At 63.7% G+C, this 24403-nt stretch carries 26 protein-coding genes; 13 read left to right on the top strand and 13 right to left on the bottom strand.

What is annotated here, in order from left to right; all coding sequences use genetic code 11:
• Nucleotides 1-15: 15 nt before the first annotated feature.
• Genes JNO51_RS17225 through JNO51_RS17210 form a run of 4 tightly spaced genes read right to left on the bottom strand, consistent with a single transcriptional unit; the run spans nt 16 to nt 4752 of the window.
• Nucleotides 16-2310, bottom strand: a complete 2295-nt coding sequence (locus JNO51_RS17225; RefSeq protein WP_252346134.1) for a heavy metal translocating P-type ATPase — start codon at nt 2308-2310, stop codon at nt 16-18.
• A complete protein-coding gene (locus JNO51_RS17220) occupies nt 2307-3737 on the bottom strand; it encodes a sensor histidine kinase (protein ID WP_215779811.1) in 1431 nt (476 codons plus the stop codon). Before JNO51_RS17220 ends, JNO51_RS17225 begins: the two co-directional genes overlap by 4 nt.
• Before the next feature lie 2 nt (nt 3738-3739).
• A complete protein-coding gene (locus JNO51_RS17215; protein ID WP_215779809.1) occupies nt 3740-4399 on the bottom strand; it encodes a response regulator transcription factor in 660 nt (219 codons plus the stop codon).
• Entirely contained in the window at nt 4396-4752 is a 357-nt protein-coding gene (locus tag JNO51_RS17210) for a PepSY domain-containing protein (RefSeq protein ID WP_215779806.1), read from the bottom strand. The genes JNO51_RS17215 and JNO51_RS17210 overlap by 4 nt, the downstream gene beginning before the upstream one ends.
• Nucleotides 4753-4882: 130 nt before the next feature.
• On the opposite strand from JNO51_RS17210, the gene JNO51_RS17205 reads away from it, so the two are divergent.
• The 6 genes from JNO51_RS17205 (at nt 4883) to JNO51_RS17180 (ending at nt 8689) form a co-directional block, all read left to right on the top strand.
• Nucleotides 4883-5281 carry a DUF1924 domain-containing protein gene (locus JNO51_RS17205; protein ID WP_215779795.1) on the top strand — a complete coding sequence of 133 codons (399 nt, stop codon included), beginning with the start codon at nt 4883-4885 and terminating at the stop codon, nt 5279-5281.
• Nucleotides 5282-5291: 10 nt separating this feature from the next.
• Nucleotides 5292-5804: a diheme cytochrome c gene (locus JNO51_RS17200; protein WP_215779793.1), complete on the top strand. Its 513-nt coding sequence runs from the start codon at nt 5292-5294 to the stop codon at nt 5802-5804.
• A 1-nt stretch (nt 5805) separates the two neighbouring features.
• Nucleotides 5806-6543: a cytochrome b/b6 domain-containing protein gene (locus JNO51_RS17195; protein WP_215779791.1), complete on the top strand. Its 738-nt coding sequence runs from the start codon at nt 5806-5808 to the stop codon at nt 6541-6543.
• A complete protein-coding gene (locus JNO51_RS17190; protein WP_215782775.1) occupies nt 6530-6706 on the top strand; it encodes a rubredoxin in 177 nt (58 codons plus the stop codon). The genes JNO51_RS17195 and JNO51_RS17190 overlap by 14 nt, the downstream gene beginning before the upstream one ends.
• Before the next feature lie 64 nt (nt 6707-6770).
• Entirely contained in the window at nt 6771-6959 is a 189-nt protein-coding gene (locus JNO51_RS17185) for a hypothetical protein (protein WP_215779789.1), read from the top strand.
• 254 nt (nt 6960-7213) lie between these two features.
• Complete coding sequence (locus JNO51_RS17180) at nt 7214-8689, top strand: amino acid permease (RefSeq protein ID WP_215779787.1); 1476 nt, start codon at nt 7214-7216, stop codon at nt 8687-8689.
• A 6-nt stretch (nt 8690-8695) separates the two neighbouring features.
• Here JNO51_RS17180 and JNO51_RS17175 read toward each other — a convergent pair whose 3' ends face one another.
• Genes JNO51_RS17175 through JNO51_RS17160 form a run of 4 tightly spaced genes read right to left on the bottom strand, consistent with a single transcriptional unit; the run spans nt 8696 to nt 11900 of the window.
• Entirely contained in the window at nt 8696-9430 is a 735-nt protein-coding gene (locus JNO51_RS17175; protein WP_252346133.1) for an NAD-dependent protein deacylase, read from the bottom strand.
• A 43-nt stretch (nt 9431-9473) separates the two neighbouring features.
• Nucleotides 9474-9953 (bottom strand): DUF456 domain-containing protein, encoded by a 480-nt coding sequence (locus JNO51_RS17170; RefSeq protein WP_215779785.1) that lies wholly within the window; start codon nt 9951-9953, stop codon nt 9474-9476.
• A 43-nt stretch (nt 9954-9996) separates the two neighbouring features.
• Entirely contained in the window at nt 9997-10878 is an 882-nt protein-coding gene (gene htpX, locus JNO51_RS17165) for a protease HtpX (RefSeq protein ID WP_215779783.1), read from the bottom strand.
• A gap of 29 nt (nt 10879-10907) precedes the next feature.
• Complete coding sequence (locus JNO51_RS17160; RefSeq protein ID WP_215779780.1) at nt 10908-11900, bottom strand: TerC family protein; 993 nt, start codon at nt 11898-11900, stop codon at nt 10908-10910.
• Nucleotides 11901-12274: 374 nt separating this feature from the next.
• Between JNO51_RS17160 and JNO51_RS17155 the strand changes: the two genes are divergently transcribed.
• Entirely contained in the window at nt 12275-13291 is a 1017-nt protein-coding gene (locus tag JNO51_RS17155) for a transporter (RefSeq protein WP_215779778.1), read from the top strand.
• Here the strand turns inward: JNO51_RS17155 and JNO51_RS17150 are convergent.
• Complete coding sequence (locus JNO51_RS17150; protein ID WP_215779776.1) at nt 13285-14283, bottom strand: NADP-dependent oxidoreductase; 999 nt, start codon at nt 14281-14283, stop codon at nt 13285-13287. The two genes, JNO51_RS17155 and JNO51_RS17150, sit on opposite strands and share 7 nt — an antisense overlap.
• 112 nt (nt 14284-14395) lie before the next feature.
• On the opposite strand from JNO51_RS17150, the gene JNO51_RS17145 reads away from it, so the two are divergent.
• The 4 genes from JNO51_RS17145 to JNO51_RS17130 all read left to right on the top strand — a co-directional run bounded on the left by JNO51_RS17145 (nt 14396) and on the right by JNO51_RS17130 (nt 17685).
• On the top strand, nt 14396-15316 hold the full coding sequence (locus JNO51_RS17145) for a LysR family transcriptional regulator (RefSeq protein WP_215779773.1): 921 nt from the start codon (nt 14396-14398) through the stop codon (nt 15314-15316).
• Between the two features lie 73 nt (nt 15317-15389).
• Nucleotides 15390-16157 carry an amino acid ABC transporter substrate-binding protein gene (locus JNO51_RS17140; RefSeq protein ID WP_215779771.1) on the top strand — a complete coding sequence of 256 codons (768 nt, stop codon included), beginning with the start codon at nt 15390-15392 and terminating at the stop codon, nt 16155-16157.
• Nucleotides 16158-16240: 83 nt separating this feature from the next.
• Complete coding sequence (locus JNO51_RS17135; RefSeq protein WP_215779768.1) at nt 16241-16921, top strand: amino acid ABC transporter permease; 681 nt, start codon at nt 16241-16243, stop codon at nt 16919-16921.
• Complete coding sequence (locus JNO51_RS17130) at nt 16918-17685, top strand: amino acid ABC transporter ATP-binding protein (protein ID WP_215779766.1); 768 nt, start codon at nt 16918-16920, stop codon at nt 17683-17685. The genes JNO51_RS17135 and JNO51_RS17130 overlap by 4 nt, the downstream gene beginning before the upstream one ends.
• Nucleotide 17686: 1 nt before the next feature.
• Here the strand turns inward: JNO51_RS17130 and JNO51_RS17125 are convergent, their stop codons facing one another.
• The 3 genes from JNO51_RS17125 to JNO51_RS17115 are packed head-to-tail and all read right to left on the bottom strand — an operon-like array spanning nt 17687 to nt 20461.
• On the bottom strand, nt 17687-18397 hold the full coding sequence (locus tag JNO51_RS17125; RefSeq protein WP_215779764.1) for an ABC transporter permease subunit: 711 nt from the start codon (nt 18395-18397) through the stop codon (nt 17687-17689).
• On the bottom strand, nt 18394-19326 hold the full coding sequence (locus JNO51_RS17120) for an ABC transporter ATP-binding protein (RefSeq protein WP_215779762.1): 933 nt from the start codon (nt 19324-19326) through the stop codon (nt 18394-18396). The genes JNO51_RS17125 and JNO51_RS17120 overlap by 4 nt, the downstream gene beginning before the upstream one ends.
• A complete protein-coding gene (locus tag JNO51_RS17115; RefSeq protein WP_215779760.1) occupies nt 19319-20461 on the bottom strand; it encodes an ABC transporter permease in 1143 nt (380 codons plus the stop codon). Before JNO51_RS17115 ends, JNO51_RS17120 begins: the two co-directional genes overlap by 8 nt.
• A 325-nt stretch (nt 20462-20786) precedes the next feature.
• On the opposite strand from JNO51_RS17115, the gene JNO51_RS17110 reads away from it, so the two are divergent.
• Both JNO51_RS17110 and JNO51_RS17105 read left to right on the top strand, forming a co-directional pair.
• The gene (locus JNO51_RS17110; protein ID WP_215779758.1) at nt 20787-22442 is read left to right on the top strand and encodes a methyl-accepting chemotaxis protein; all 1656 of its coding nucleotides are present in this window, start codon (nt 20787-20789) and stop codon (nt 22440-22442) included.
• A 316-nt stretch (nt 22443-22758) separates the two neighbouring features.
• Nucleotides 22759-23541, top strand: coding sequence for an ABC transporter substrate-binding protein (locus tag JNO51_RS17105; RefSeq protein WP_215779755.1), 783 nt, complete (start codon nt 22759-22761; stop codon nt 23539-23541).
• Nucleotides 23542-23596: 55 nt separating this feature from the next.
• On the opposite strand, the gene ugpQ is transcribed toward JNO51_RS17105, so the two are convergent.
• Nucleotides 23597-24331, bottom strand: a complete 735-nt coding sequence (gene ugpQ, locus JNO51_RS17100; RefSeq protein WP_215779753.1) for a glycerophosphodiester phosphodiesterase — start codon at nt 24329-24331, stop codon at nt 23597-23599.
• Nucleotides 24332-24403 lie beyond the last annotated feature (72 nt).

Genomic DNA, 24403 nt, shown 5'->3' with positions numbered 1-24403 from the left:
GCCGGCGGGGGCCGCTCAGGCCTGCAGGCTGCCGAACAGTTCTTCTTCCTGGGCGAAATGCAGTCGTAGGATGGCCTCCAGTCCGTAGAGACTGCGCTGGATATCCTGAATGGCCGCCACGGTGCAGCTGGTCTGCAGCAGGGTGGTGAGTTGTGCCAGTCTGCGCACTTCGCGATGGATTTCCTGATGGCTGCGGCTCAGTGCCGCCAGGGGGTCTTCGCCGGGCAGCATGGCGGTCACGGCGGGATACAAGCCTTGCTCGTCCTGCTGTTCATGGGTGAGCAGTTCTTCGGTCAGCTGGTGGCAGAGCGCCTGCAGTCTCTGGTACTGCTCTGCTTCACTGGCTTGCGGCAGCAAGGCGGCCACCTCGGTCAGGCGGTTGAGCAGCGGCAGCAATTGCTGATGTTCTTCGCGCAGGGCATTGACCCGTTCGGTGCTCAGCGTCCGGTCCGCCGGGCGAGCGGACTGGCCAAGCAGTGCCCGCAGGGCGGAGAGGATGGCCAGCACATCGATCACCTCCTGTAACAGCGCGCCCTGCAGGGGCGGCAAGTCGCCCAGTGCGGCCGTCAGCATGGCCAGCAGGCACAGCCCCATGCCCAGCATGACGCTCTGGCGGGCGATACGCATGGTCCGCATGGCAATCTGCTTGGCATCGGCCAGGCGATCCAGCCGGTCGACCATCAGCACGATATCGGCGCTCTCTGCCGCCGCTGCCGCTCCCCGGACGCCCATGGCCACACCCACGCCGGCTGCCGCCAGTGCGGGGGCGTCATTGACGCCGTCGCCGACCATCATGGTGCAGTGCTGACCGGAAGCGGCACGGATCTGCTGCAGCTTCATGTCCGGTGTCAGTTCCGCCAGCACCTGATCGACACCGATGCCGGTGCCGATGCCCTCGGCGACCTCCTGCTTGTCGCCGGTCAGCATGACGATTTTCTGCACGCCGGCCCGGCGCAGCATGCGCAGGGCGCGTGGGGTTTCCAGACGCAGCTGATCGGCGAGCAGCAGCCATCCGGCCAACTGGCCATCAATGGCGACGGCCACCACCGAGGCGGTCTCCAGCGGCAGGCGTTTGCGTTCCTGTTCGAACCAGGGTCCGGCGCTGGCATGGGTCAGGACAAAATCCAGTGTTCCCAGGCAAACCTGCTGCGTCCCTACCCGTCCGGTCAGGCCGGCACCGGCGACTTCCTGCACGTCCTCCGGCAAGGGGAGTGGCGTCAGGCCCTGTTCATGTGCCGCCTGCAAGATGGCGGTGGCCATCACATGGCAGGACATCTGGTCCATGCTGGCGGCCAGCCTGAGCAGTGTCTGTGGTGTATGCGGCGGCTCGAAGCAGCGGATCGCCGTCAGGCGGGCGGTTCCCCCGGTCAGCGTGCCGGTCTTGTCAAAGAACAGGTGGTCCGCCCTGGCCAGCTGTTCCAGCGCCGCACTGCCCTTGATCAATACGCCGCGCCGGGCCGCGCGCGACATGCCGGAGACCAGGGCGACCGGCACTGCCAGCAATAGCGGGCAGGGGGTTGCCACGACCAGTACGGCCAGCGCACGGACCGGGTCATGGCTGATCAGCCAGGCCAGCAGTGACAGCAGGAGGGCGAACGGAATGAACCAGAGGGCATGACGGTCTGCCAGCCGGGTGGCTGGCGAGCGGGTCTGGCTGGCTTGCCCGACGATGCGGATGATGCCCTGAAAGGTACTGTCTGTCGCGGCGCGGGCCGCCCGCATGCGGATGGCTTCGCCGGCATTGATCACGCCGCTGAGCAGCAGATCACCGGCTTGTCTGGTGACCGGCAGGGCCTCGCCGGTCAGGGAGGATTCATCCAGGGTGGCGTATTCGCTCATCAGGGGCCCGTCCACCGGGACCGTCTCCCCCTGTCTGACCAGCAGCAGGTCGCCCGGCGCGATGGCCTCGACCGGGATGCGTTCGAGCTGTTCTGCGTGGAGGCGATTGGCCTGGTGGGGTGCTCTGGCCAGCAGGGCGGTCATCTCGCGTTCGGCACGGCCTGTGGCATAGCGATCGAGCCCTCTGCCGGTGGCGGTCATGGCGGCAATGACGGCCGCGGTGGCCGGCTCTCCCATCCATAAGGCCCCGAGCATGGACAGAATGGCCAGCAGGTCGACGCCAAACTGCCGGCGGATCAGCGCGCTGCCGGTTTCAAACAGCAATACCAGCAGGGCCGGTATCGTGGCGCACACCAGCAGCCAGCGGGTCGGCAGGTGCCAGTCACTGGCCGCGCCAAGCCAGTGCAGCATCAAAGACAGCAAGGGAATCGCCAGCAGCAGCAGATTCCATCCCATCGCGTGATGTTTCATGGCGGTGACTCCGCGGCAGAGGTGGTTGGGGGGATCATCGGTAATCGCAAGGTGGCGCACAGTCCGCCCTGCGGTGAAGGTTCGAGCTGCAGCTGCCCGCGGTAAAGCGCTGCCAGTTCGGCGACGATCGACAGACCCATGCCATGTCCCGGTACCGACTCGTCCAGTCGCACGCCCCGCTGCCGCACGGCATCCAGTGCTTCGGGCGCAATGCCGGGGCCGTCATCCCGGATCTGGCACTGCAGTTGTCCCTGCCGGGTGGTCACCGTCAGCGTGACCTGATGCCGTGCCCATTTGCAGGCATTGTCCAGCAGGTTGCCGAGCATTTCCTGCAGGTCCTGTTTTTCGCCGGCAAAGCGAAGCCGGCCATTGGCCTGATCCCACTGCATGCTCAGTTGCCGCTCGGCATGGACCAGTTGCATGGTGCGCAGCAATCCGTCGATGACCGGACCGACTTCGACGGCATGCCCGGGCACTTCTGCCGCGGCGGCGGCGCGCGCACGGGCGAGGTGCCATTGCACCTGGCGACTTGCCAGATCTATCTGCTCCTGCATCCGCTGACTGATGTCGCGCATGCCGGGCTGTGACGATGCCAGTTGTTCGGCGGTTTGGCGCATGACCGCCAGCGGTGTCTTGATGGCATGCGCCAGATTGCCTGCCTGTATCCTGGCCCGTGCGACCAGTTCGGCATTGCGCTGCAGGACCAGATTGAAATCTGCTGCCAGCGCTTGCATTTCCTGGGGGAAGCGTCCCTGAAGCTGGCTGGCTCGTCCCTGCTGGATGTCCTGCAAGGCCTGGCGCAATCCTCGCATCGGAGCGAGGCCGACATGGACCTGAACCAGGGCGGCAATGATGAGCAAGAGGCACAGCAGACCGAGTGCCAGTGTCAGCATGCCGGAAAAGGCACTCATGGCCTGATGGATGCTGCGCATGTCGGCGGCCACGATCAGCCGCCACTGGCTGCCCTGCGCCGCCGGCAGGCGAACGACGCGCTCCAGCGCCATCAGTTGCTGGTCTGCCGGTCCGCTGATGTCGTGCTGGTGCAGGGAGCCGGCCACCAGCCCATCGTCCGGCAGCCGCAGGGTGACATCCCACAATGAGCGCGAGCGCAAGCGGCCAAGTTGCAGGACATGACCGTTTTTCAGTTGATCAATTTGCCAGTACAACCCGGCATAGGGGCGGGACAGGCGTGGGTCGGACAGCCGGGAGGGGTCCACCACCGGCTCGCCTTGGGGACTGAGGTCGAATTGGGCGGTGAGTTGATCCAGTTGCCAGGAGAGCATCTGTGCCATCTGGCGATCCACGTGGTCGTGGAACAATCGCTGCAGGGACCAGCCGGTCAGCAACAGCGCCAGACTGATGCTGATGGCGGTGGCGAGCAGCAATCGCCAGCGCAAACTGTCCCGGAGCGTGGTCCACAGCGGCATGGTTATCCCTTGTTCAGTCGGTAGCCCAGTCCCCGCAGGGTTTCAATGGCTTCGGTGGGGAGTTTTTTGCGCAGGCGCCCGATGAACACTTCGATGGTATTCGAATCCCGGTCGTAATCCTGGGCGTAAATGTGTTCGGTCAATTCGCTGCGGGAGATGATGGTATCCGGCCGGTGCATCAGGTAGGCCAGCACCAGGTACTCATGGCGGGTCAGGTTGACCGGTACGCCGCTGACACAGACTTTGCCGCTTCGGGTATCCAGCGTGATGTTGTGGCAGGAGAGTAATGGTGAGGCCAGGCCATGGGCGCGACGGATCAGCGCACGGACCCGCGCCAGTAGCTCTTCCATATGAAATGGCTTGGCAAGATAGTCATCCGCGCCGGCATCAATGCCCTCGACCTTGTCATGCCAGCTGTCCCGGGCGGTCAGAATCAGTACCGGCATGCTGCGGGCGTTCTGCCGCCAGCGCTTCAGCACCGAAATCCCGTCCATCCCGGGCAGGCCGAGATCCAGGATGACGGCATCGTAGTTTTCGGTATCCCCCATGAACCAGGCCTCCTGGCCCTGCTCGGCTTCATCGACGACATAGCCGTTGGTGCGCAGGGTGTCCGCCAGTTGCTGGCGCAGGGTCCGCTCATCTTCGACCAGCAGCAGTCTCATGCCCCCTCTCCCGGCGCATAGGGATGGCCATGTCTTTTGCCTGCCCTCTGCGGCTTGGTTCTGCTATCGATCAGGGTTGCCGTTCTGGCGTTGTAGCGCACTTTGCGCACGACGCCATTGTCCTGCAGCAGCTTGATCTCATAAACCCACAACTGCTCCTGGCGATCCAGCTCGACTTCCAGGACCGCGCCGGGGAAGGCCTGCTGCACGACTTTCATGACCTTTTCCAGTGGCAGGATTTCGCCCGCCTGCACGGCTTTGCGGGCGACATCCTGCTCCGTGTCTGCCCGGCACGGCAGCGGGAGCAGCAGCCCCGGCAGCAGCATCATGCCGGCAAATGAACTCCACTTCATGGTGTGGTCCTGTGTTGGCGAGTTTTCACCCTATCTCACTGTAGCTGAACGGCAGATGAACACGGCCTTCAGGCTGGCTTCAAGTGTGTTGGTGGAGACTGGCAGCATCACTCAGCAAAGGAGTCACAACATGCAGCGATGCGCTCTTCTGGCCGGCTTGACCTGCCTGTGCCTTGGTGCCCTGGCACAGGCTGGCGACACCACCCCGGCCGCTCAGTTGCAACACTGGAACCAGCAGGCTGGCAGCCCCGGTCAGGCCGCTCGTGGTCAGCTGTTCTTTACCCGGAATCATGGTGCCGAGTGGTCGTGTGCATCCTGTCACGGCAACCCGCCCAGTGCACCAGGCAAGCATGCCGGTACCGGCAAGGTCCTGTCACCCCTGGCCCCCGCATTTAATCCGGCCGCCCTGACCGATCAGGCCAAGACGGACAAATGGTTCCGGCGCAACTGCAATGACGTGCTGAAGCGGGAATGTACCGCACTGGAAAAAGCCGATGTGCTGGCTTTTCTGATCAGCCTGCGTCGCTAGGAGAACGGCCATGCACATTGCCAAGCCGATTTTGCTGGTGGCATTACTGAGTGGCCCGGGCTGGATCCCGGCGGCCCTGGCCGAGGGCAAACACGCGATGCCGCGCACGGTGCCCAAGGCCTATCAACAAGAATGTGCGGCCTGCCATCTGGCGTATCCCCCCGGGCTGCTGCCGGCCGAGTCCTGGCAACGCATCATGGGCAATCTGGACAAGCATTTCGGGACGGATGCCAGCATCGACCCGGCCAGCGTCAAGCTGATCGCCAGTTGGCTGCAGGACAACGCCGGGCAAGGCAAGCATATGCGCTCGGCGCCAGCGCAAGACCGGATTACCCGCAGCAGCTGGTTCATGCACAAGCATTCGGCCATCGGTCCGGATGTCTGGCGCCTGCCCTCGGTGAAGGGTGCCGCGAATTGCCAGGCTTGCCATGTCGGCGCCGAACAAGGGCGTTTCAGTGACGATGCGCTGCGCTTGCCGGCCGGGCTGTCGGTCGGGCAAATGCGTGCCTTTCAGGGAGACTGACATGACAACCCGGATGGAATCTCCCGCTCAGGGCGCCCCGGTGACGGCTCCGGCCTCTCGCCGGGTGGTCGATGCGCCGGTGCGGATGTGTCATGCCTTGAGTGCTTTGTGCTTTACCGGCGCCTGGCTGACCGCGGAAAGCGAGGCCTGGCGCAGCCTGCACATGACGCTTGGCTATGCACTGGCCGGACTGCTGGTCTTTCGTCTGCTGTATGGCCTGATGGGGCCGGGTCCGGCGCGACTGTCGCTCTGGCAAAGCCGTGCCGGGCTGTTGCCGGATCTGCTGCGCAAAGGCCGGTGGTGGCAGCCGTCGCCGAAGCAGTGGATCAGGCAGGGGCAGCAGGGTGTGATGGCCTTGCTGGTGCTGTTATTGCTGTTCGGGATTGTGCCCCTGACGCTCACGGGCTATCTGAGCAATCATGACGCCCCCGAGTGGGTGGCAGAAGGTCATGATCTGCTCGGCAATCTGATGCTGGGACTGGTCCTGGCTCATGTCGGGCTGGTACTGCTGGCCTCGCTGCTGCGTCAACAAAACCTGCCCTGGTCGATGCTGACCGGCCGTCTCCCGGGTCGTGGCCCTGATCTGGTGACGCGCAATCATCACTGGCTCGCCCTGCTGTTGCTGGCTGCCGTTCTGGGCTTCTGTGCCTATGACTGGCTGTCTGCCAGCAGTGCGACTGTCGGTTTGTCCGGCCCCACCCATTGGAATGAAAGCACACATCATGATGAGTCAGACTGAAACGCTCTATCTTTGTCAGGCCTGTGGCGTGGTCTATGACCCGCGCGCCGGATGGCCGGAAGAAGGATTCGCCCCCGGCACCCCCTGGGAGGCCATTCCGGATGACTGGCGCTGCCCGGAGTGTGGTGTCACCAAGCGTGATTTTGTCCCCCTGGCTTGTTAGGCCGGCCATTTGACTGCTGGCGGATGGCGGCTTGCGCCGTCCGCCAGCGATACAGGAGAAAAGTATGCATCCGGCACTCGACCAATTCGTCCGGCAATTCATCGGCACGGTCATGGCGACCCTGCTGCCCCTGATCGTCATGGTGTTCCTGCACATGCCGTCCCATCTGGCGGCAACCACTGCCGGCGAACATCTGTCGGCGCCCGCCGAACTATCCGTACAAACGTCCCGCCCGGGCAAAGCCATCGGCTGACGGCTGCCCCGGGTCTCGCGCTTCCCCTCGCTCACATGACTAGACAAATTAAACATTTGTCTAGTTTTCCTGCTTTATGCTAGATTTTTCCAAACCACGATTTTTATGTGATTTTTGCCGTTTTTCGTGCTGATTTCAGCTTTTTTGCATATTTTTGGAAATATTTCATTTTATCTGATTGATCTGTCTAGACTGATGCCCGCCGCAGCGCGGCATGACCCAAGATAGCGATATCCCGATCCAAAGGTTTTGACATGCAAGACAACCAAGCTAACGGCGGCTTGCGCCGCGCCCTGCGCGCGCGCCATCTGTCGATGATTGCCATTGGCGGTTCGATCGGCACCGGGCTGTTTCTGGCTTCCGGTGCCACCATTGCCAGTGCCGGCCCGGCCGGCGCGCTGCTGGCCTATGCGGTGTGCGGTCTGATGGTGTATTTCCTCATGACCAGTCTGGGGGAGATGGCGGCCTATATGCCGCAGACCGGTTCGTTTCAGGTGTATGGCAGCCGCTTTGTCGACGAGGGTTTCGGCTTTGCGCTGGGCTGGAATTACTGGTTCAACTGGGCGGTGGTGATCGCCGTCGAGCTGGTGGCGGCCGGGCTGATCATGCATTACTGGTTCCCCGCCACGCCGGGCTGGGTGTGGAGTGCGCTGTCCCTGGCGCTGATCGTGGCGCTGAACATTGTGTCGGTGAAGGGGTTCGGCGAGGCGGAATACTGGTTCTCGCTGCTGAAGGTGCTGACCATCATCGCCTTCATCGTCATCGGTCTGCTGATGATTGTCGGCATCATGACCCGCCCGGTGTATCACGGTCTGGCGGCGGGCCTGCCGGTGTTTTTTGCCAGCGGCAACGGCTTCGTCGGCGGTTTTGCTGCTTTTATCAGTGTTTCGATGGTGGTCGGCTTTGCCTATCAGGGCACCGAGGTGATCGGTGTGGCCGCCGGCGAGGCGGATGATCCGGCTCAAACCTTGCCGCGTGCGGCAAGACAGATTTTCTGGCGCATCCTGATGTTCTACATGCTGTCGATTCTGGTGGTCGGCCTGCTGCTGCCCTACAACGATCCGCTGTTGCTGAAGAATGAGATGAGCGATGTCGGCGCCAGCCCGTTCACCCTGGTGTTCCAGCGTGCCGGCATGGCGGCGGCGGCCAGCGTGGTCAACGCCACGATTCTGTCGGCGGTGTTGTCGGCGGGGAATTCCGGCATCTATGCCTGCACGCGCATGCTCTACAGCATGGCGCAAAATGGCATGGCGCCGCGGGCGCTGGGCAAGGTGTCGCGCAACGGGGTGCCGCGCAACGCGCTGTATCTGACGACTGCCGTGGCGGCGCTGTGTTTCCTGACTTCGCTGTGGGGTGACAGCAAGGTGTATATGTGGCTGCTGAACTGTGCCGGCATGACGGGGTTCATCGCCTGGCTGGGCATCGCCATCTGCCACTACCGCTTCCGCCGGGCGCTGGTCGCCCAGGGCAAGGATCTGTCGGTGCTGCCGTATCGTGCCAGGTGGTTCCCCTTCGGTCCGCTGTTCGCCTTTGTGCTGTGTCTGGTGATCATGCTGGGGCAGAACGTCGGGGCCTTCAGCGGTGCGCACATCGACTGGAACGGCGTGCTGGCCACCTATATCGGCATTCCGCTGTTCCTGCTGTTCTGGCTGGGCTACAAGTGGAAGCATCGCCGGCCGCTGATTGCGCTGGGCGATATCGACTTCTCGGCGGCACGCGCCGACCGTTGAGCGGACTCAGGCCGCCAGCGCCGCCAGCTGGCGGCAGGTTTCGCCGATGCCGGCGTGAATGCAGGGGTCGAACAGCTCGTCGAAGCGGGTCGGGGTGTAGTTGATCAGGGCGCAGGGGATGCCGGCGCGCGCCGCCTCGACCGGGATCAGGTTCACCGGCGACACCTCGAGCGAGGAGCCGAGCACCAGCAGCAGATCGGCCTCCAGTGCCGCATGAAATGCGGCCTCGATCAGGGGCACGGCTTCGCCATACAGCACCACATCCGGCTTGAGCACTTCATGGCAGCGGCGGCACAGCGGCAGAGTGTGATGCTGGACATAGTCGAGGGCATGGCTGCTGCCGCAGGCCGGGCAGCTGGCGGTCAGCAGGGTGCCGTGCAATTCCAGCACCTGGCTGTTGCCGGCCCGGCCATGCAGGCCGTCGATGTTCTGGGTCAGGATGGTGAGCTGTTTGCCGCCCTGCTCCAGTTCGGCCAGAAAGCGGTGGCCGTCGTTGGGCAGATAGCCGCCGACCATCTTGAGATGAAAGATCTCGCGGAACGCCTGCCAGAAGGCCTCCGGTTCGCGCTGGAAATAATCGATCGACACGACTTCGGGCAGGCTCATGTTGCGGGTCCACAGCCCTTTGGCGGAGCGGAAATCCGGAATGCCGGACTCGGTGCTCATGCCGGCTCCGCTGAGCACGGCGATGTGGTTGGCCTGATCGATCAGTTGACGCAAGGCAGTCAGCGCGGGGGACATGGTGTTTTTTCTGGCAAGACGGTTTGATGCCGTCATTATAGCCTTACCACAGCCAGGCCAGCCCGAACACTGCCAGCATCAGGCACCCGAGCAGCAATTTGGCCAGGGTGGCGACGATCAGCCCGCTGCCGGCGGCCAGCGCCGCCCGTCCGGCCTGGCGCCAGTCGCGGCCGCTGCTGCGTTCGCCCAGCAGGGCGCCCAGCAGCGGGCCGAGCAGCAGGCCCGCCAATCCGCCGAACACACCCAGCACACTGCCGAGGCCGGCACCCCACATGGCACGGGAGCTGGCACCGCTCTTGCGTACGGTCCAGGCCGAGGCCAGGTAATCGGCGAGCCAGCCCAGCAGAGCCAGCAGGCCCAATAGCAGCAGCGGGGCCAGACCGACATGCTGATAGCCATCGTGCCAGGCCAGCAGCCACAGTCCGCCAAAGATCAGCGGCACGCCCGGCAGCAGCGGCAGGAGAATGCCGGCAAAACCGGCGGCGATCATCAGGATGGCGAGCACGGTGTAGGTTTCCGTCATGGTTCCATTCCATGTTTAGTGGGTAGCGCATGCTGACGCAGGATCAGACGGCACGCCAGGATTGCAGGGCGGCTATCCGCGCCGCCAGCGGCGGGTGGGAGGAAAACAGCCGGCCCAGTCTGCCGCCGGGCAGACCGTGGATCCCCAGGGCCGCCATGCGCGCTGGCAGGCTGGCCGCCTGCCCGCCCTGCAGCCGGCGCAGGGCGGCAATCATGGCCTCTCGCCCCACCAGCCTTGCCGCGCCGGCATCGGCACGGAATTCGCGCTGGCGCGAGAACCACATCACGATCAGGGAACCCAGCAGGCCGAGCACGATTTCCAGGACGAAGTAGGTCAGGAAATAGGCCCAGCTCGCCTGCCGTCCTTCGCCCTGCAACATGCGTTCGACCGCCCAGCCGACGGCACGTGCGACGAAGATGACAAAAGTGTTGATCACGCCCTGCAGCAGGGTCATGGTCACCATGTCGCCATTGGCGATATGCGACACTTCGTGCGCCAGCACGGCCTCAGCCTCGCTGCGGCTCATGGTGTGCAGCAAGCCACTGGACACGGCGACCAGGCTGGCGTCGCGCCGCATGCCGGTGGCGAAGGCATTCACCTCCGGCGCGTCATAGATGGCGACTTCGGGCATGCCGATGCCGGCCTGCTGTGCCAGGCGGCGAACCGTGCCCAGCAGCCAGGCCTCCAGCTCGTTTTGCGGCTGGGTGATGACCTGGGCGCCGACCGACATTTTGGCCACCCAGCGCGACATGGCCAGGGAGATCAGTGCGCCGCCGAAACCGAACAGGGCAGCAAACACCAGCAGGCTGCCAAACTGCATGCCCTGGGCGCCGAGAAAGCGATCGGCGCCGAGCAGGCGGGCGGTGACCGACAGGGTCAGCAGCACCGCCAGGTTGGTCAGGACAAACAACACGATACGTTTCATGTCTGTGCTCCTTTCAGCGGAAGACCGGGTCAGACTTCATCTCGCCAGCCGCTGGCCGGCGGCACGCCGGGCGCGGTCTTGCGCAGCGACAACACGATCGAGGTGCCGATGATGGCGGCCACCACCCCGAGCGAGAACAGTACCGGGATCGGCCACACATCCAGCAGCAGCATCTTGGCGCCGATGAATACCAGCACCACGGCCAGGCCATACTTGAGCAGAACGAAGCGATCCGCCAGGCCGGCCAGCAGGAAGTACATGGCGCGCAGGCCGAGAATGGCGAACACGTTCGAAGTCAGCACGATGAAGGGGTCGCGCGACACGGCAAAGATCGCCGGGATGGAGTCGACGGCAAACACCAGGTCGGAGACTTCCACCAGGATCAGCACCAGAAACAGCGGGGTGACAAAACGTGTCAGCCGCCCATCTTTGTGCTGCATGACGACAAAGCGCTCGCCCTGCAGTTGTTCGGTGACATTCAGGCGACGCCGCAGCCATTGCAGCAGGCGATTGTTGGCCGGATCGGCAGGTTGGTCGACGGTGCGCCACATCTTGATGCCGGTCAGCAGCAGGAAGGCGCCGAAGACATACAGCAGCCAGTGGAACTGGTTGATCAGCCAGACGCCGCCAAAGATCATGCCGGTGCGCATCACGATGGCGCCCAGGATGCCAAAGGCCAGCACGCGCTTTTGCAGGCTGGGCGGCACGGCGAAGGCAGCAAACAGCATCAGCCAGACAAAGACGTTATCAACGGCCAGGGATTTTTCGATCAGGTAGCCGGTGATGAATTCCAGTGTCTTGGTATCGGCCATCTCGCGGCCATACTGGCCATCCAGATGCCACCACAGCAGACCGGCAAAGCCCAGGGCCGTGGCGACCCAGATCACCGACCAGCTCGCCGCCTCGCGAAAGCTGACGCGATGTTCGCGCCCGCCGCCGACCAGCAGCAGATCAACCAGCAACATAAACAGGACCAGGGCAAAGAAGCCTGCCCACATCCACCAGGTACCAATGGTTTCCATACTTGACGCTCCCGGTCAGACAATGGCCGCGGCACCACCATGGCGCACGAAAAAACGGCCCGGATCCATTGCGGACTGAGGGCCGTTTTCTGCCTGACAGGGGGACCTCAGCTTACGCAGCAAAGGTCTTGCTCGCAGCACACGGGCTGCCTGGGATGCCGGGATGGCCGTTTCCGGCAATCCGTCGTGACGACACCACAGCGAAGAGCTACTCCCCCTTGGGATAGTGCCAAGATAGAAAAGCCAACGGTTTTCGTCAAGTATTATCTTGCTGCATCCGTCTATCCGGACTGCATGGAACAATCTACAAACATGGTAATCTGGCGCGGATACACTCCCCGATCACCCTAACCAGTGCAGGATCGTCTCTCGGCATGGCAAATCTGATTGCACCTTCCCAATACGGCTCGGACGAGGCCGGTCTGATCACGGCGTACCGCTTTCGCCCCGGGACACCCGGCGAGCCGCTTGACGCCAGTGAAGCGCAGGCTTGTCTGGCCGCCCGCGAGGAAGGGGTGTTCGTCTGGCTGCATTTCAATCTGGCCAATGCGGCGGCCGAGCGCTGGCTGCGCCAGCACTTGCCGCTGCCGGACGAGTTCTACGAGGCGCGCCATGCCGGCTCGCGCTCGACCCGTATCGAGCAGCTCGGGCCGGATTTGCTGGCGGTGGTCAACGACGTGACCTTCAGCGCCGACCTGCTGTCTTCGGACATTTCCACACTCTGGGCCTATGCCAGCCAGCGGGTACTGGTGACCGCGCGCCTCAAGCCGCTGCGATCGGTGGACATGCTGCGCATTGCGGTCCGGCAGGGTACGGTGTTTCCTTCCACGGTCAGCCTGATGGTGCATTTGCTGCAGGATCAGGCGGATGTGCTGGTCGGCATGGTGCGCGAGACCACCACCCGGGTGGACGTGATCGAGGACAATCTGCTGGCACAGCGTCTGAGCCACCACCGCTCGGATCTGGCGGCCATGCGCCGGGTGCTGGTACGTTTCCGGCGCCTGCTGGCACCGGAGCCGGGTGTGCTGCTGCGCCTGCTCAATCGCCCGCCGGTCTGGCTGACCGAGGCCGATGTGCAGGCGCTGCGCACCTCGACCGAGGAGTTTTCCCTGGTGCTGAGCGATCTGGATGGACTGGTGGAACGGATCAAGCTGTTGCAGGAGGAGCTGGCCACCCGTCTGGACGAGCAAACCAACCGCACGCTGTTCACCCTGACGGTGGTGACGGTGCTGGCTTTGCCGATCAATATCGTGGCCGGCTTTTTCGGCATGAATGTCGGCGGCGTGCCCTTGTCCAGCCACCCGCACGGTTTCTGGATTCTGGTGCTGCTGGTGGCCAGCTTCACCGGGCTGGCAGGCTGGTGGGCATTCCGCGGACGCGACCGTTATTGAGCCGCCGCGCCTTGCAGAGCCAGCACCATCTTGCCGAGGTTTTTTCCCTGCAGCATGGCGATCAGCGCATCGGCGCACCGTTCCAGGCCATGCACCACGGTATCGGCCAGCGGCAGTTCCCCCTGTTGCAGTGCCGGCAGCAGCCAGTCTTCCAGTTCGCCCTGTACGGGGCGGTAATCCCGCACCAGGAAACCCTGCAAGGTCAGGCTCTTGCCAACGATATCGTATAACTTCGGCTGAGGCGGGGCGCCGGACCCGTTGTACAAACTGACCGCACCGACCCAGGCGATACGTCCCCGCTCGGCCATCAGCGAGATCGTCTGATCCAGTTGTTGTCCGCCGACATTTTCCAGCGCAATCTGCGCGCCCCCCGGCAACGCGGCCTGCAAGGCTTCTGTGGCATGGGCATCGTGGTAATCCACCACCTGATCGAAGATCCCCTGAGCCATCAGCGCTTGCGCCTTGCTGGCGGAGCCGGTGCTGCCGACGATGCGCCCCGCGCCCAAGCGGCGTGCCATCAGTGCCGCCGCCATGCCGACCCCTCCTCCGGCGGCATTGATGAAAACATCTTCGCCGGGCTGCAACCGGGCAATACGGGTCAGGGCAACATAGGCGGTCAGGCCGGTGCCGCCCAGCAGGCCGAGCCAGGCGCGCAGCGGTACACCCGGTGGCGGCGTCAGCACCACGGCCCCGGCGGCGGGGAGGACGGCATGGCTGCGCCAGCCCTGGCGGTGGTACACCAGCGAACCGACCGGCAGCGTGGCGGCTCGCGAGGCGATGACCCGCCCCAGGCTGCGGCCTTCCAGCGGCTGATGCAATGCCCATTCGGCATCCATGCATTCACGCATATAGGGATCAACAGACAGAAACAGGTTCTCGACCAGCACCTCGTCAGCCGCCAGATCCGGCAAGGGTCCGCTGACCAGGGCAAAGTCTTCCGGGCGCGGCATGCCGTCTGGGCGGCGAATCAGGTGAAACCATTGTCCTTGCATGACTCGTTCTCCATCTCGGGGGAAAGTGCTCAGGCTAGGTCACTGGCCATGGCGAATAAAGTCATGCAATATGGATTGATTATTCGTTTTTTGTGAAGAATTCAGGGGCAGCATGGATCAGCTTCAGGCGATGCGGGTGTTCTGTCAGGTGGTGGACGCCGGCAGCATGGCGGCCGCGGCAAGGGTGCTGGATCTGGCCCCGGCCAGTGTGACTGCCACCATCTCCCGGCTGGAGCGCCATCTCGGCGTCAGTCTGTTACAGCGCAGTACCCGGGCGCTGGCCATGACCGAAGCTGGCCGCTTGTGGTACGGTCAGGCACGCCAGATCTTGCAGCAGGCTCAGGCGGCCGAGGAGGCGGTACGGCGTCATGCGCGCGAGCCGCATGGTCAGTTGCGGGTGACGACCACGCCTGGGGTGGCGGCGCATTTCATTTATCCCTGGCTGGCGGATTTTTGCCACGATTATCCGCACATCGAGGTCGAGCTGCTCATCGATCACCGGGTACTCGACCTGCAGGGCGAAGGCATCGATCTGGCCTTGCGCACCGGCCATCTGGCCGACTCTTCCCTGATTGCCCTGCCCTTGTTGCACTATCATCATCTGACCTGTGCCAGTCCGGCCTATCTGGCACGACACGGCGTACCGCAGCATCCGCGCGAGCTGGCGGCACACACCTGCCTGACTTACCGCCGCCACAGCCGCTGGCGCTTCCAGCATGAAGGAGAAATGCTGGAAGTGGCCGTGTCTGGCCGGCATGTCAGCAATGATGCCCGGGCGCTGCTTGCCTGGGCGCTGGCAGGCGAAGGGCTGCTGCGACAGCCCGACTGGTTGCTGGCCGAGGCGCTGCGGCAGGGCCAGTTGCAGGCGGTGCTGACACCGTTCACCCTGAGCGGACGACAGCGCACGCCGCTGAGCGCGGTGCTGCCACAGCAGGGTTTGCGGCCTCGAAAGGTCGATGTCTTTCTCTCTGCCTTGCGGGCGTTTCTGGCTCAGGACAGCCGCGATATATACCCTCCCGAAATAAAAACATAAGTTATTATTATTTCTAGAACTAATTTATTGCTGTTAAAGTCACTGCAAAACCAACCAAAATCCAGGAGCATCCATGAAACTCGTCCCGACCCTGTTACTCGCCCTGTCCCTGCCGCTGGCAGCGACTTCCGCCCTCGCCGATGATCTGGCCGCCATCAAGTCTGCCGGTGTCATCAAGTTCGGTACCGAAGGCACCTATGCCCCGTTCACCTTCCATGACGCCAGCGGCAAGCTGGTCGGCTTCGATGTCGAACTGGGTCAGGCTATCGCCAAGCGTCTGGGCGTGAAGGCCGAGTTTGTCGAAGGCAAGTGGGACGGCCTGATCGCCGGTCTGGATGCCAAGCGCTACGATGCCGTGATCAACGAAGTCGGCATCACGGAAACCCGCAAGGCCAAGTACGATTTCTCCAATCCCTACATCGTCTCCAAGGCGGCGCTGATCGTGCGCAGCGACAACAGCAGCATCAAGTCGTTTGCCGATCTGAAGGGCAAGAAATCGGCCAACACCCTGACCAGCAACTTCGGCAAGATCGCCCAGGCCAACGGTGCCGAAATCGTGCCGGTACAAGGCTTCAATGACGCCATCGAACTGCTGGCTTCCGGCCGCGTCGATGCCACCATCAACGACAGCCTGTCCTTCCTGGACTTCAAGAAGCATCAGCCGAATGCCAAGGTGAAAATCGTGGCGACCGATGCCAATGCCGATTCCTCCGGCGTGATCTTCCGCAAGGGCAACCCGCAACTGCAGGCCGCCATCAACAAGGCGCTGGCTGAGCTGAGCGCTGACGGTACCTACAAGAAGATTTCGCACAAGTACTTCGGCGCCGACGTTTCCAAGTAAGCTGCCGCAACAGGCACCGACGACCCCGGCGCATGCGCCGGGGTGTTTGCTTTTGTGCCCGACCACTCTGTTGAAAGGACATCATGCCGGACTGGTTGAAACTGATGCTGGACTCCCTGCCTTCCCTGCTCTACGCCGGGGTGGTGTTTACCGTGCCGCTGACGCTGCTGTCGTTCGCGCTGGGCCTGAGCCTGGGCTTCGTCACGGCGCTGGTGCGGCTGTTTGCGCCGGCCCCGCTGGTGGCCATCGTGCGCTTTTACGTCTGGCTGATCCGCGGGACGCCGCTGCTGGTGCAGCTGTTCCTGATTTTCTACGGTCTGCCGAAGGTGGGCATCGTGTTCGATCCCTTCCCGGCGGCGCTGATCGGCTTCTCGCTCAATGTCGGCGCCTACACCTCGGAGGTGATCCGCGCGGTGATTCAGTCGGTGCCCAAGGGGCAGTGGGAAGCGGCCTACTCGATTGGCATGACCTGGCGTCAGGCGATGCAGCGTACCATTCTGCCGCAGGCCACCCGCGTGGCCGTGCCGCCGCTGGCCAATACCTTCATCTCGCTGATCAAGGACACCTCGCTGGCCGCCGTACTGACGGTGCCGGAAATCTTTCAGGCCGCGCAACGCATTGCGTCGGTCACCTATGAACCGCTGATTCTCTATACCGAAACCGCGCTGATCTATCTGCTGTTCAGCTCGGTGCTGTCCTGGTGGCAGCAGAAGCTCGAGCTGCGCTTTGGCCAGCATCTGACGCAGGAAGGAGCGCGACCATGATTCGCCTGACGCAGATCCACAAGCAATTCGGCCACAACCCGGTGCTCAAGGGCATCGACCTGGCGCTGGAGTCCGGCACCGTCACGGCGCTGATTGGGCCGTCCGGCAGTGGCAAGAGTACGCTGCTGCGCTGTGTCAACCTGCTGGAAATCCCGCAGCACGGCAGTGTGGAAGTGGGCGAGCATCGCATCGACTTCGATCATCGCGGTCAGCATTCGCGCCATGCCGTGCAGGCCTTGCGGCGTCAGACCGGCATGGTCTTTCAGAACTTCCAGCTGTTTCCCCACCGTACGGTGATCGAGAACGTGATGGAAGGACTGGTCACCGTGCAGAAGGTGCCGAAGGCCGAGGCGCGGGTCCGGGCGATGAGTCTGCTGGAAAAGGTCGGCATGGCACACAAGGCCGATGCCTGGCCGGCCACGCTGTCGGGCGGGCAGCAGCAGCGTGTGGCGATTGCCCGTGCGCTGGCGCCGCAACCGCAGGTGCTGTTGTGTGACGAGCCGACGTCGGCACTGGATCCGGAGCTGGCCGGCGAGGTGGTCGAGGTGCTGCGCCAGCTGGCGCAGGAAGGCATGACCATGCTGATGGCCACCCACGATCTGCGTCTGGCGGCGAACATCGCCCAGCACGTGGTGTTTCTGGAAGATGGTCAGGTCATCGAGTCGGGCAGTCCGCAGGCGCTGTTCGGGCAACCGCAGCATCCGCGGACGGTGGATTTCGTCTCCACCCTGACCGGGGCGCAACAGCTGCCGCAGCAAGCCTGATTCAGGTGGGGGTGTCGCCGGGCACCTGGCGTGACAGGGATTGGGCCAGCAATTCGAACAGCTGGTCGACACACAGCGCCAGCAGAACCAGCAGCACCGCTGCCTGAAACACCGGGGCGGCCTGGAAGCCGGAGAGTCCGGCGATGATAGGCAGACCCAGGGTCGATGTCCCCAGCGTCGCGGCCAGGGCGGCGCCACCGAGGATGAGCATCACCGCACGGCGCATGCCGCCGAGCATGACGGGCGCGGCCAGCGGCAGTTCGATCTGCCAAAGCCGCTGCCAGTGTGTCATGCCGATGGCGCGCCCGACCTCACGCGTCGCCTCCGGCACCGCATCCAGCCCGTCCAGGGTAGCCTGTGCCACCGGCAACATCCCGCCGAGCATCAGGGCCAGCAGCGCCGGCCCCACCCCACCACCCATCAGCAGTGCCGCCACGGCCAGCAGGACCAGGGGCGGAAACCATTGCAGCATGGCCAGCAGGCTGTGCAGCAGGGGTCGCCAGGCCCGGCCTTGCGGTCTGGTCACCAGCACGCCCAGCCCGACGCCGGCCAGCAGCGCCAGCCCCGAGGCGGCAGCGGCCAGAGACAGCTGGTACCACAGCAGCGTCGCAAACCCCTGCCCGGCCTGGCCGGGAAACAGCAGCAGCCAGATCAGCAGCAGGCAGAGACAGCCAAGCAGGGGGCGCCAGGGTTTGCCAATCGAAAGCCTCATCGGGTCACATCCAGCAAATCGGTAAAGTGCAGGGTGCCGAGCATCTGTCCCTGCGCATCGGCCACCGGCAGGCAACTGACATGGCGAGCGATGAAAATCGACAAGGCTTCGCGCAGCGTGCAGTCGGCGGCAATTGGCTGTCCGCTGCTGTGCACATTGCGCCGTACCAGATGTTCGACACGATCCAGGGCCAGCAGACGCACACCGACATCACTCTGATCGACCCACTGGCGCAGAAACGCGCAGCCAGGTGCCAACAGAACCTCGCGCGGGGTGCCCTGCTGCACCACCTGCCCCTGATCCATCACCACGATTCTTTCCCCGAGGCGCAGCGCCTCGTCCAGGTCATGGGTCACCAGCAGCACGGTTTTGCCGTACTGCTTGTGAATGCGGACCAGGGCCTGCTGCAGGCTCTGGCGTGTCAGCGCATCGACCCCGCCGAACGGGTCGTCCAGCAGCAGGACGGATGGTTCGGCCGCCATTGCCCGCGCCAGTGCGACCCGCTGCTGTTGCCCGGCGGACAGCTGATGCGGATAGCGCTGGCGGAAGCGCTCCGGCGGCAGTTCCAGCAGAGCCATCAGGCTGTCGACCTGTTGGTCGATGCGTGATGCGGGCCATTTCAGCAGGGCCGGCACGGCCGCGATGTTTTGCGCCACGGTCCAGTGCGGAAACAGGCCGACCGACTGGATGACATAGCCGATCTGACGCCGCAGCATCTCCGGGGCCTGGCTGTTGATGTCGTGACCATCGACCGTGATCAGGCCGGTATCCGGTTCGACCAGCCGGTTGATCAGTTTCAGGAGGGTGGACTTGCCCGAACCGGGCGGACCGATCAGGGAGGTGAATTGGCCAGCCGGTATTTTCAGGTTGAGGTCCGTGACGGCCGACCAGCCGCCATACCGCTTGTTGACGCCGGAAATCTTAATCATGTGGGGGAACCCCTATCAGGGAAATGGCCAGCCGGAAGCTGGCGTCGACCAGCATGGCCAGCAGCACGATGGGCAGCACGCCCAGCCCGATCAGGTCAACGGCGCGGGCCGACAGGCCCTCGAACAGCAAGGTGCCCAAGCCCCCGGCGCCGATCAGTGCGGCCACGGCAGCCAGACCGATGGTCTGGAGGGTGGTGGTGCGCAGGGCAGACAGGTAGACCGGCAGGCCAAGCGGCAGCTCGACCTGGCGAAAGCATTGCCACTCGGTCAGGCCGATGCCGCGGGCACTGTCGCGCGCGGTCCGGGGAATCTGCCGCAGGGCCGCCAGCGTGCCCTGCGCGACGGGCGGCAAGGCAAACAGCAACAGAACCAGCAGGGAGGGCATGATGCTGACTCGGGCAGCGTCATGGCTGCCCGGCCCCAGCAGCACGAACAGCACGGCACATACGGCCAGGGCGGGCAGGGTCTGCAGCGCCTTGAGCACGGCAAGCAGTTGCCGCGCCATGCGGGGGTGCTCGTCGCAGGCCAGGCCCAGTACGGTTCCGAGCACCGTGGCGGGCAACATGGTCAGGAGGAGGAGCAGCAGATGGCGCCACAGTGCCTGATCAACTGTCGTTGCGTGGCGGCGATAGGCCCGCAGCAGGGACAGCTGGTCACATTGTCCGCTGTGCAGCAGCCAGATCAGCGGCAGGCACAGCAAGCATGCTGTCAGCCAGCACAGCGGGCGGGACAGTTCGAGCTGGCGCAAGGATTCGCGCCCCTGCAGCACGGCATAGAGTTGCAACAACCAGAAGCCGGCACCCAGCGAGACACGTCCCGCGGCCGCATCGTCGGGCAGCAAGCGCTGTGCGGTCTGTCCGGCCAGTCGCAGCATGGCGTAGTCCAGCAGCACCACGGCCAGCAGCAGGCACAGGTGCAGCCGCCCGTCCTGGCGGCGCCAGGGCGCCCAGGCTGGTACGATCAGCACCAGCAGCCACAGCCAGTTCGTCCCCTGCAGCAGGGCCGGCAGATACCTTGCCTGGTCGCCCGACTGCGCTGTACTCGCCTGCCCCAGCAGGGGGGCCAGCAAGGCGGCACCTAACAGGATCAACAGTCCCAGTTGCACCGGGCTATAACGCCGCTTCAACACGGCCATGCCTGACTCACTTCACCAATTCCTTCTTTTCGGGCGCATCATCCGCCAGCGGGTGCGATGGCACCGATGCCGCGGCATCGGCACATAGGGTAGTCGTTAATCATGCAGCAACTGCATATTGTATGGTGTGATCGCCGGAAAGGCACCTTCGGCGCGGGTGAGTTGCATTTATTGGTATAAAAGCCATTTGCCTGTCATAGAACATCTGGTTCCAACCGATCTGACGGCCGGCCGCTTGATGACACTGGTATTTTCAGATAAAGATAATTTATTATTGGCCTCCGGCAAGACTGCCTTGCCGCCCCTCATCAACCCGGATGTCGTCATGAACCATCAAGGTCGCACGCTCAAGCTGGCGCATCGCTTCGCCATTCTCCTCGCCGTTTTTGCCCTGGGTTTTGCACTTTATGGTGTCTGGTCGTTCAAGACACTCAACGATCTCAAGGTCAACGGCCCGTTGTATAACCGTATCGTTCAGAGCAAGGACCTGGTGGCGGAGGTGCAGCCGCCGCCGGAAAACATCATCGAATCCTATCTGGTGACGATGCAGCTGGCCGACACGACGGATCCGGGTCAGCAGGGACGTCTGCTCGACAAGCTGAACGCCCTGCACAAGCGCTATGAAGCGCGCTATCGCTACTGGACCAATCAGGGGCTGGACAGCGATTTGCAGCAGTCTTTCCTCAAGGAATCGCATGCGTCGGTCGAGGATTTTTACGATCAGGTGTTCAGCCAGCTGGTCCCGGCAGTACAGAAGGGCGACCGGGATGGCATCCAGTCGGTGATGCCCCTGATCAAGGCCTCGTATGAGGTACACCAGCAGACCATCCTCAAGGTGGTGGAGCAGGTGAACAAGAAAACCGCCGCCGACCTGGCCTCGGCGCAGGACAAGATCCATAACGCCACCCTGCTGATGCTGGCCATCTTGCTGCTGGCGCTGTTGGCCGGCATCGTGGTGGCCACCATCATCGTGCGCGGGCTGACGCGCAGCCTGGGCGGCGAGCCGGAGTTCGCCACCCGCATGACCCAGACGATTGCCAGCGGTGATTTGTCGGCGGAGATCGTGCTGCGCCCCGGTGATCATGACAGCCTGCTGGCCGGGCTGGTGGTGATGCAGAGGGCTTTGCGTCAGCTGATCGGCGACATCCAGTCGGCCGCCGATCAGTTGCTGCACTCGGCCAGGGATCTGTCCGGCGCCTCCGCGGACGTCTCCGGCCGGGCTCGCGAGCAGAGTGAGGCCGCCTCCGCGGTGGCGGCCTCGGTCGAACAGGTGAGTGTCAGCATCAATCATGTGGCGGAAAGCGCCCAGGACGCTCATGGCATCGCCCGCGATGCCGGCGAACTGTCGGTGCAGGGCGGAGAGCTGTTCCATGGCACGATCGGCGAGATCAATCTGATTGCCGACGAAGTTCAGCGCTCGACCGAGGTGATCCACCAGCTTGGCAGCCAGTCGGACCGCATCTCGCAGATCATCAATGTGATCAAGGAAATTGCCGATCAGACCAATCTGCTGGCGCTGAATGCCGCGATCGAGGCGGCACGTGCCGGAGAGGCCGGCCGCGGTTTTGCCGTGGTCGCCGATGAGGTACGCAAGCTGGCGGAGAAAACCTCCCGTTCGACCAAGGAAATCGGCGACATGATCAGCGCCATCCAGCAGGGCACGCAACAAGCGGTGCTCAGCATGGAAACCGGCAGCGACAAGGTCAGGGACGGTGTCGCGATGGCGGAGCGCGCCGGCGAGGCGATGGAGCAGATCGAAGGCGGGGTGCGCAAGGTACTGTCTGCAGTCGCCAGCATTTCCGAGGCCCTGGGCGAGCAGCGCTCGGCCAGCCATGACATCGCCGACAATGTGGAAAAAATCGCGCGCATGAGCGAGGAAAACAGTCAGGCCGTGCTGTCGGTGTCGTCCTCGGCGGACCAGCTGATCGAGCTGGCCAGTTCACTGCGCAGCAAGGCCGGTCATTTCCGGCTGCAGGGATAAGTCCGACACGGCAGCCTGCCCTTCCCGGGCAGGCTGTGCCGGTGCCCGCCAGCGCCATCAGGCGGTTGATTGTGGCAAAAACCCAAAAAGCTTGATTCTGCTGTCATTTATCATTACTAATTTCCATCACAATCCTGCTGTCGCGGGCGCCTTGCCTCATACTAGGGGAACCCCGAGTAGGGTGTTGTTCCCGGCGGCCCATGCCGGGGCAATCCGCGGTTTGGCCGCGACTTGAAGCAAGTACTGGCAGCCCAGTGCCATTGGAACCCGCCCACCGGTCTGACAGGGCCAGGTGGGTCACTCGAGAAGCAGCACGATGCCGGCTATCGCCATACGCCTCATTCAGCGTTTTCTGCTGGCCAGCCTGCTGGCGCTGTCAGCGCCCCCGTTGTTGGCCGCACCCCTTGCCACGCCCGCGGTTCAGCCGCTGGTGCTGGCATTCAGTCCCTTGCCCCCCTGGAAGGTGATTGACGCCCAGGGCACGACATCGGGTCCCTATCTGGACATCATCCGCAAGCTGACCGACCGGGTCGGCGTGCCGCTGGAGGTACGCCCCTGCCCGCTGATGCGCTGCCTGGAAATGCTCAAGCGCGGCGATGCCGACCTGGGCATCGGCATCGCACCCGGACCGGATCGCGACGCGATCGTCGATTTTCTGCGCCCGCCTTTTGCCGAGGGCAGCACGGTCTGCTTCTATCGCCGGCAGAATGATCCTGACTCGCGCGTCGAGCTTTACAGTGATCTGCAGCGCCTGCATATCGGCGTCACCAACGGGGCGCACTACTTCCCGCGCTTCGATCAGGACAAGAATCTGCTCAAGGATGGCGCGCCGGACAAGCTGTCCAATCTGCGCAAGCTGGTGGCCAGTCGTGTCGATGTGGCCATCATGGTGTGTGGCGAGGCCGAATTGCTGCTGGAACGCCCGGAATTTCGCCATCGTCTGGTGCTGGCCGGCCCGCCGATCAAGACCGGACCGCGCAATGTGGTCCTGGCCAGACATTCGCAGCATTACGGCATGAAGGACAAACTGCAGAAAGCCTTGCGGCAAATGGTGGAATCCGGAGAAATTCACCGTCTGCTGGCCCCGGTAGAACAATAAACGCGCCCGGCCGTCTCGCGGCGGGGCGCGTCATCAGCCCGGCGACTCGCCGCGCTTACAGCGATAGCAACAAATCCGGCCGGTCGCTGCAAATCATGTCGACCCCCCAGGACAGCAGCTTGCGAGCCCGGAGCGGCTCATTCACCGTATACGCCATCACCCGGTAGCCCTGGCCGTGCAGCTTCTGCACCAGCGCCTGCGTCAGATGCTGGTGATCGGCATGCAGCGCCGCGGCGGCGCACTGGCTCATTTCACTCAAATAATCCAGCGGGATCTCTTCAACCAGATAACCACGCGGCAGCTCGGGCACGGCTTGGCGGGCGGCGCGCAGGGCGGCGGGGGAGAACGACGACAACAAGGGCGGGATGGCGGCGCCTTGCCACAGCGCGCGGGCAGCCAGCGCCACCTTGCGGCCGGTTTCTTCGTCTTGCCCCGGGTTGGGTTTGATTTCCAGATTCACCGCCACGCCATGTTCGACACAAAAGGCGGCCAGTTCTTCCAGTGTCGGCAGCACCTCGCCACGGTAGGCCTTGTGATGCTTGATGCCGCAATCGAGCTGGCGCAATTCGGCCATGGTCAGCGCCCCGGCCAGGCCCTGGCCGTTGGTGGTGCGCTCAAGGGTATCGTCATGCAGCAGGAACAGTACCCCATCGGCAGACAGCTTGACGTCACACTCGACGGCACGGGCGCCGATCTTGTAGCCACGCCGCAACCCGGTCAGGGTATTTTCAGGGGCCAGGGCGCCACCGAGGCGGTGGGCAAAAATGCGCGGGTAAGGCCAGGACTGCATGCTTGATCCTTGTGAATGGCGTCGGCAATTGCCGGTTTAACGACATTGTCAAAATACTAATCGAATTCGAAC

It is taken from the genome of Paludibacterium sp. B53371 (genome assembly GCF_018802765.1).
Classification (GTDB): Bacteria; Pseudomonadota; Gammaproteobacteria; order Burkholderiales; family Chromobacteriaceae; genus Paludibacterium.
This window is presented reverse-complemented; position numbering and strand designations above follow the sequence as displayed.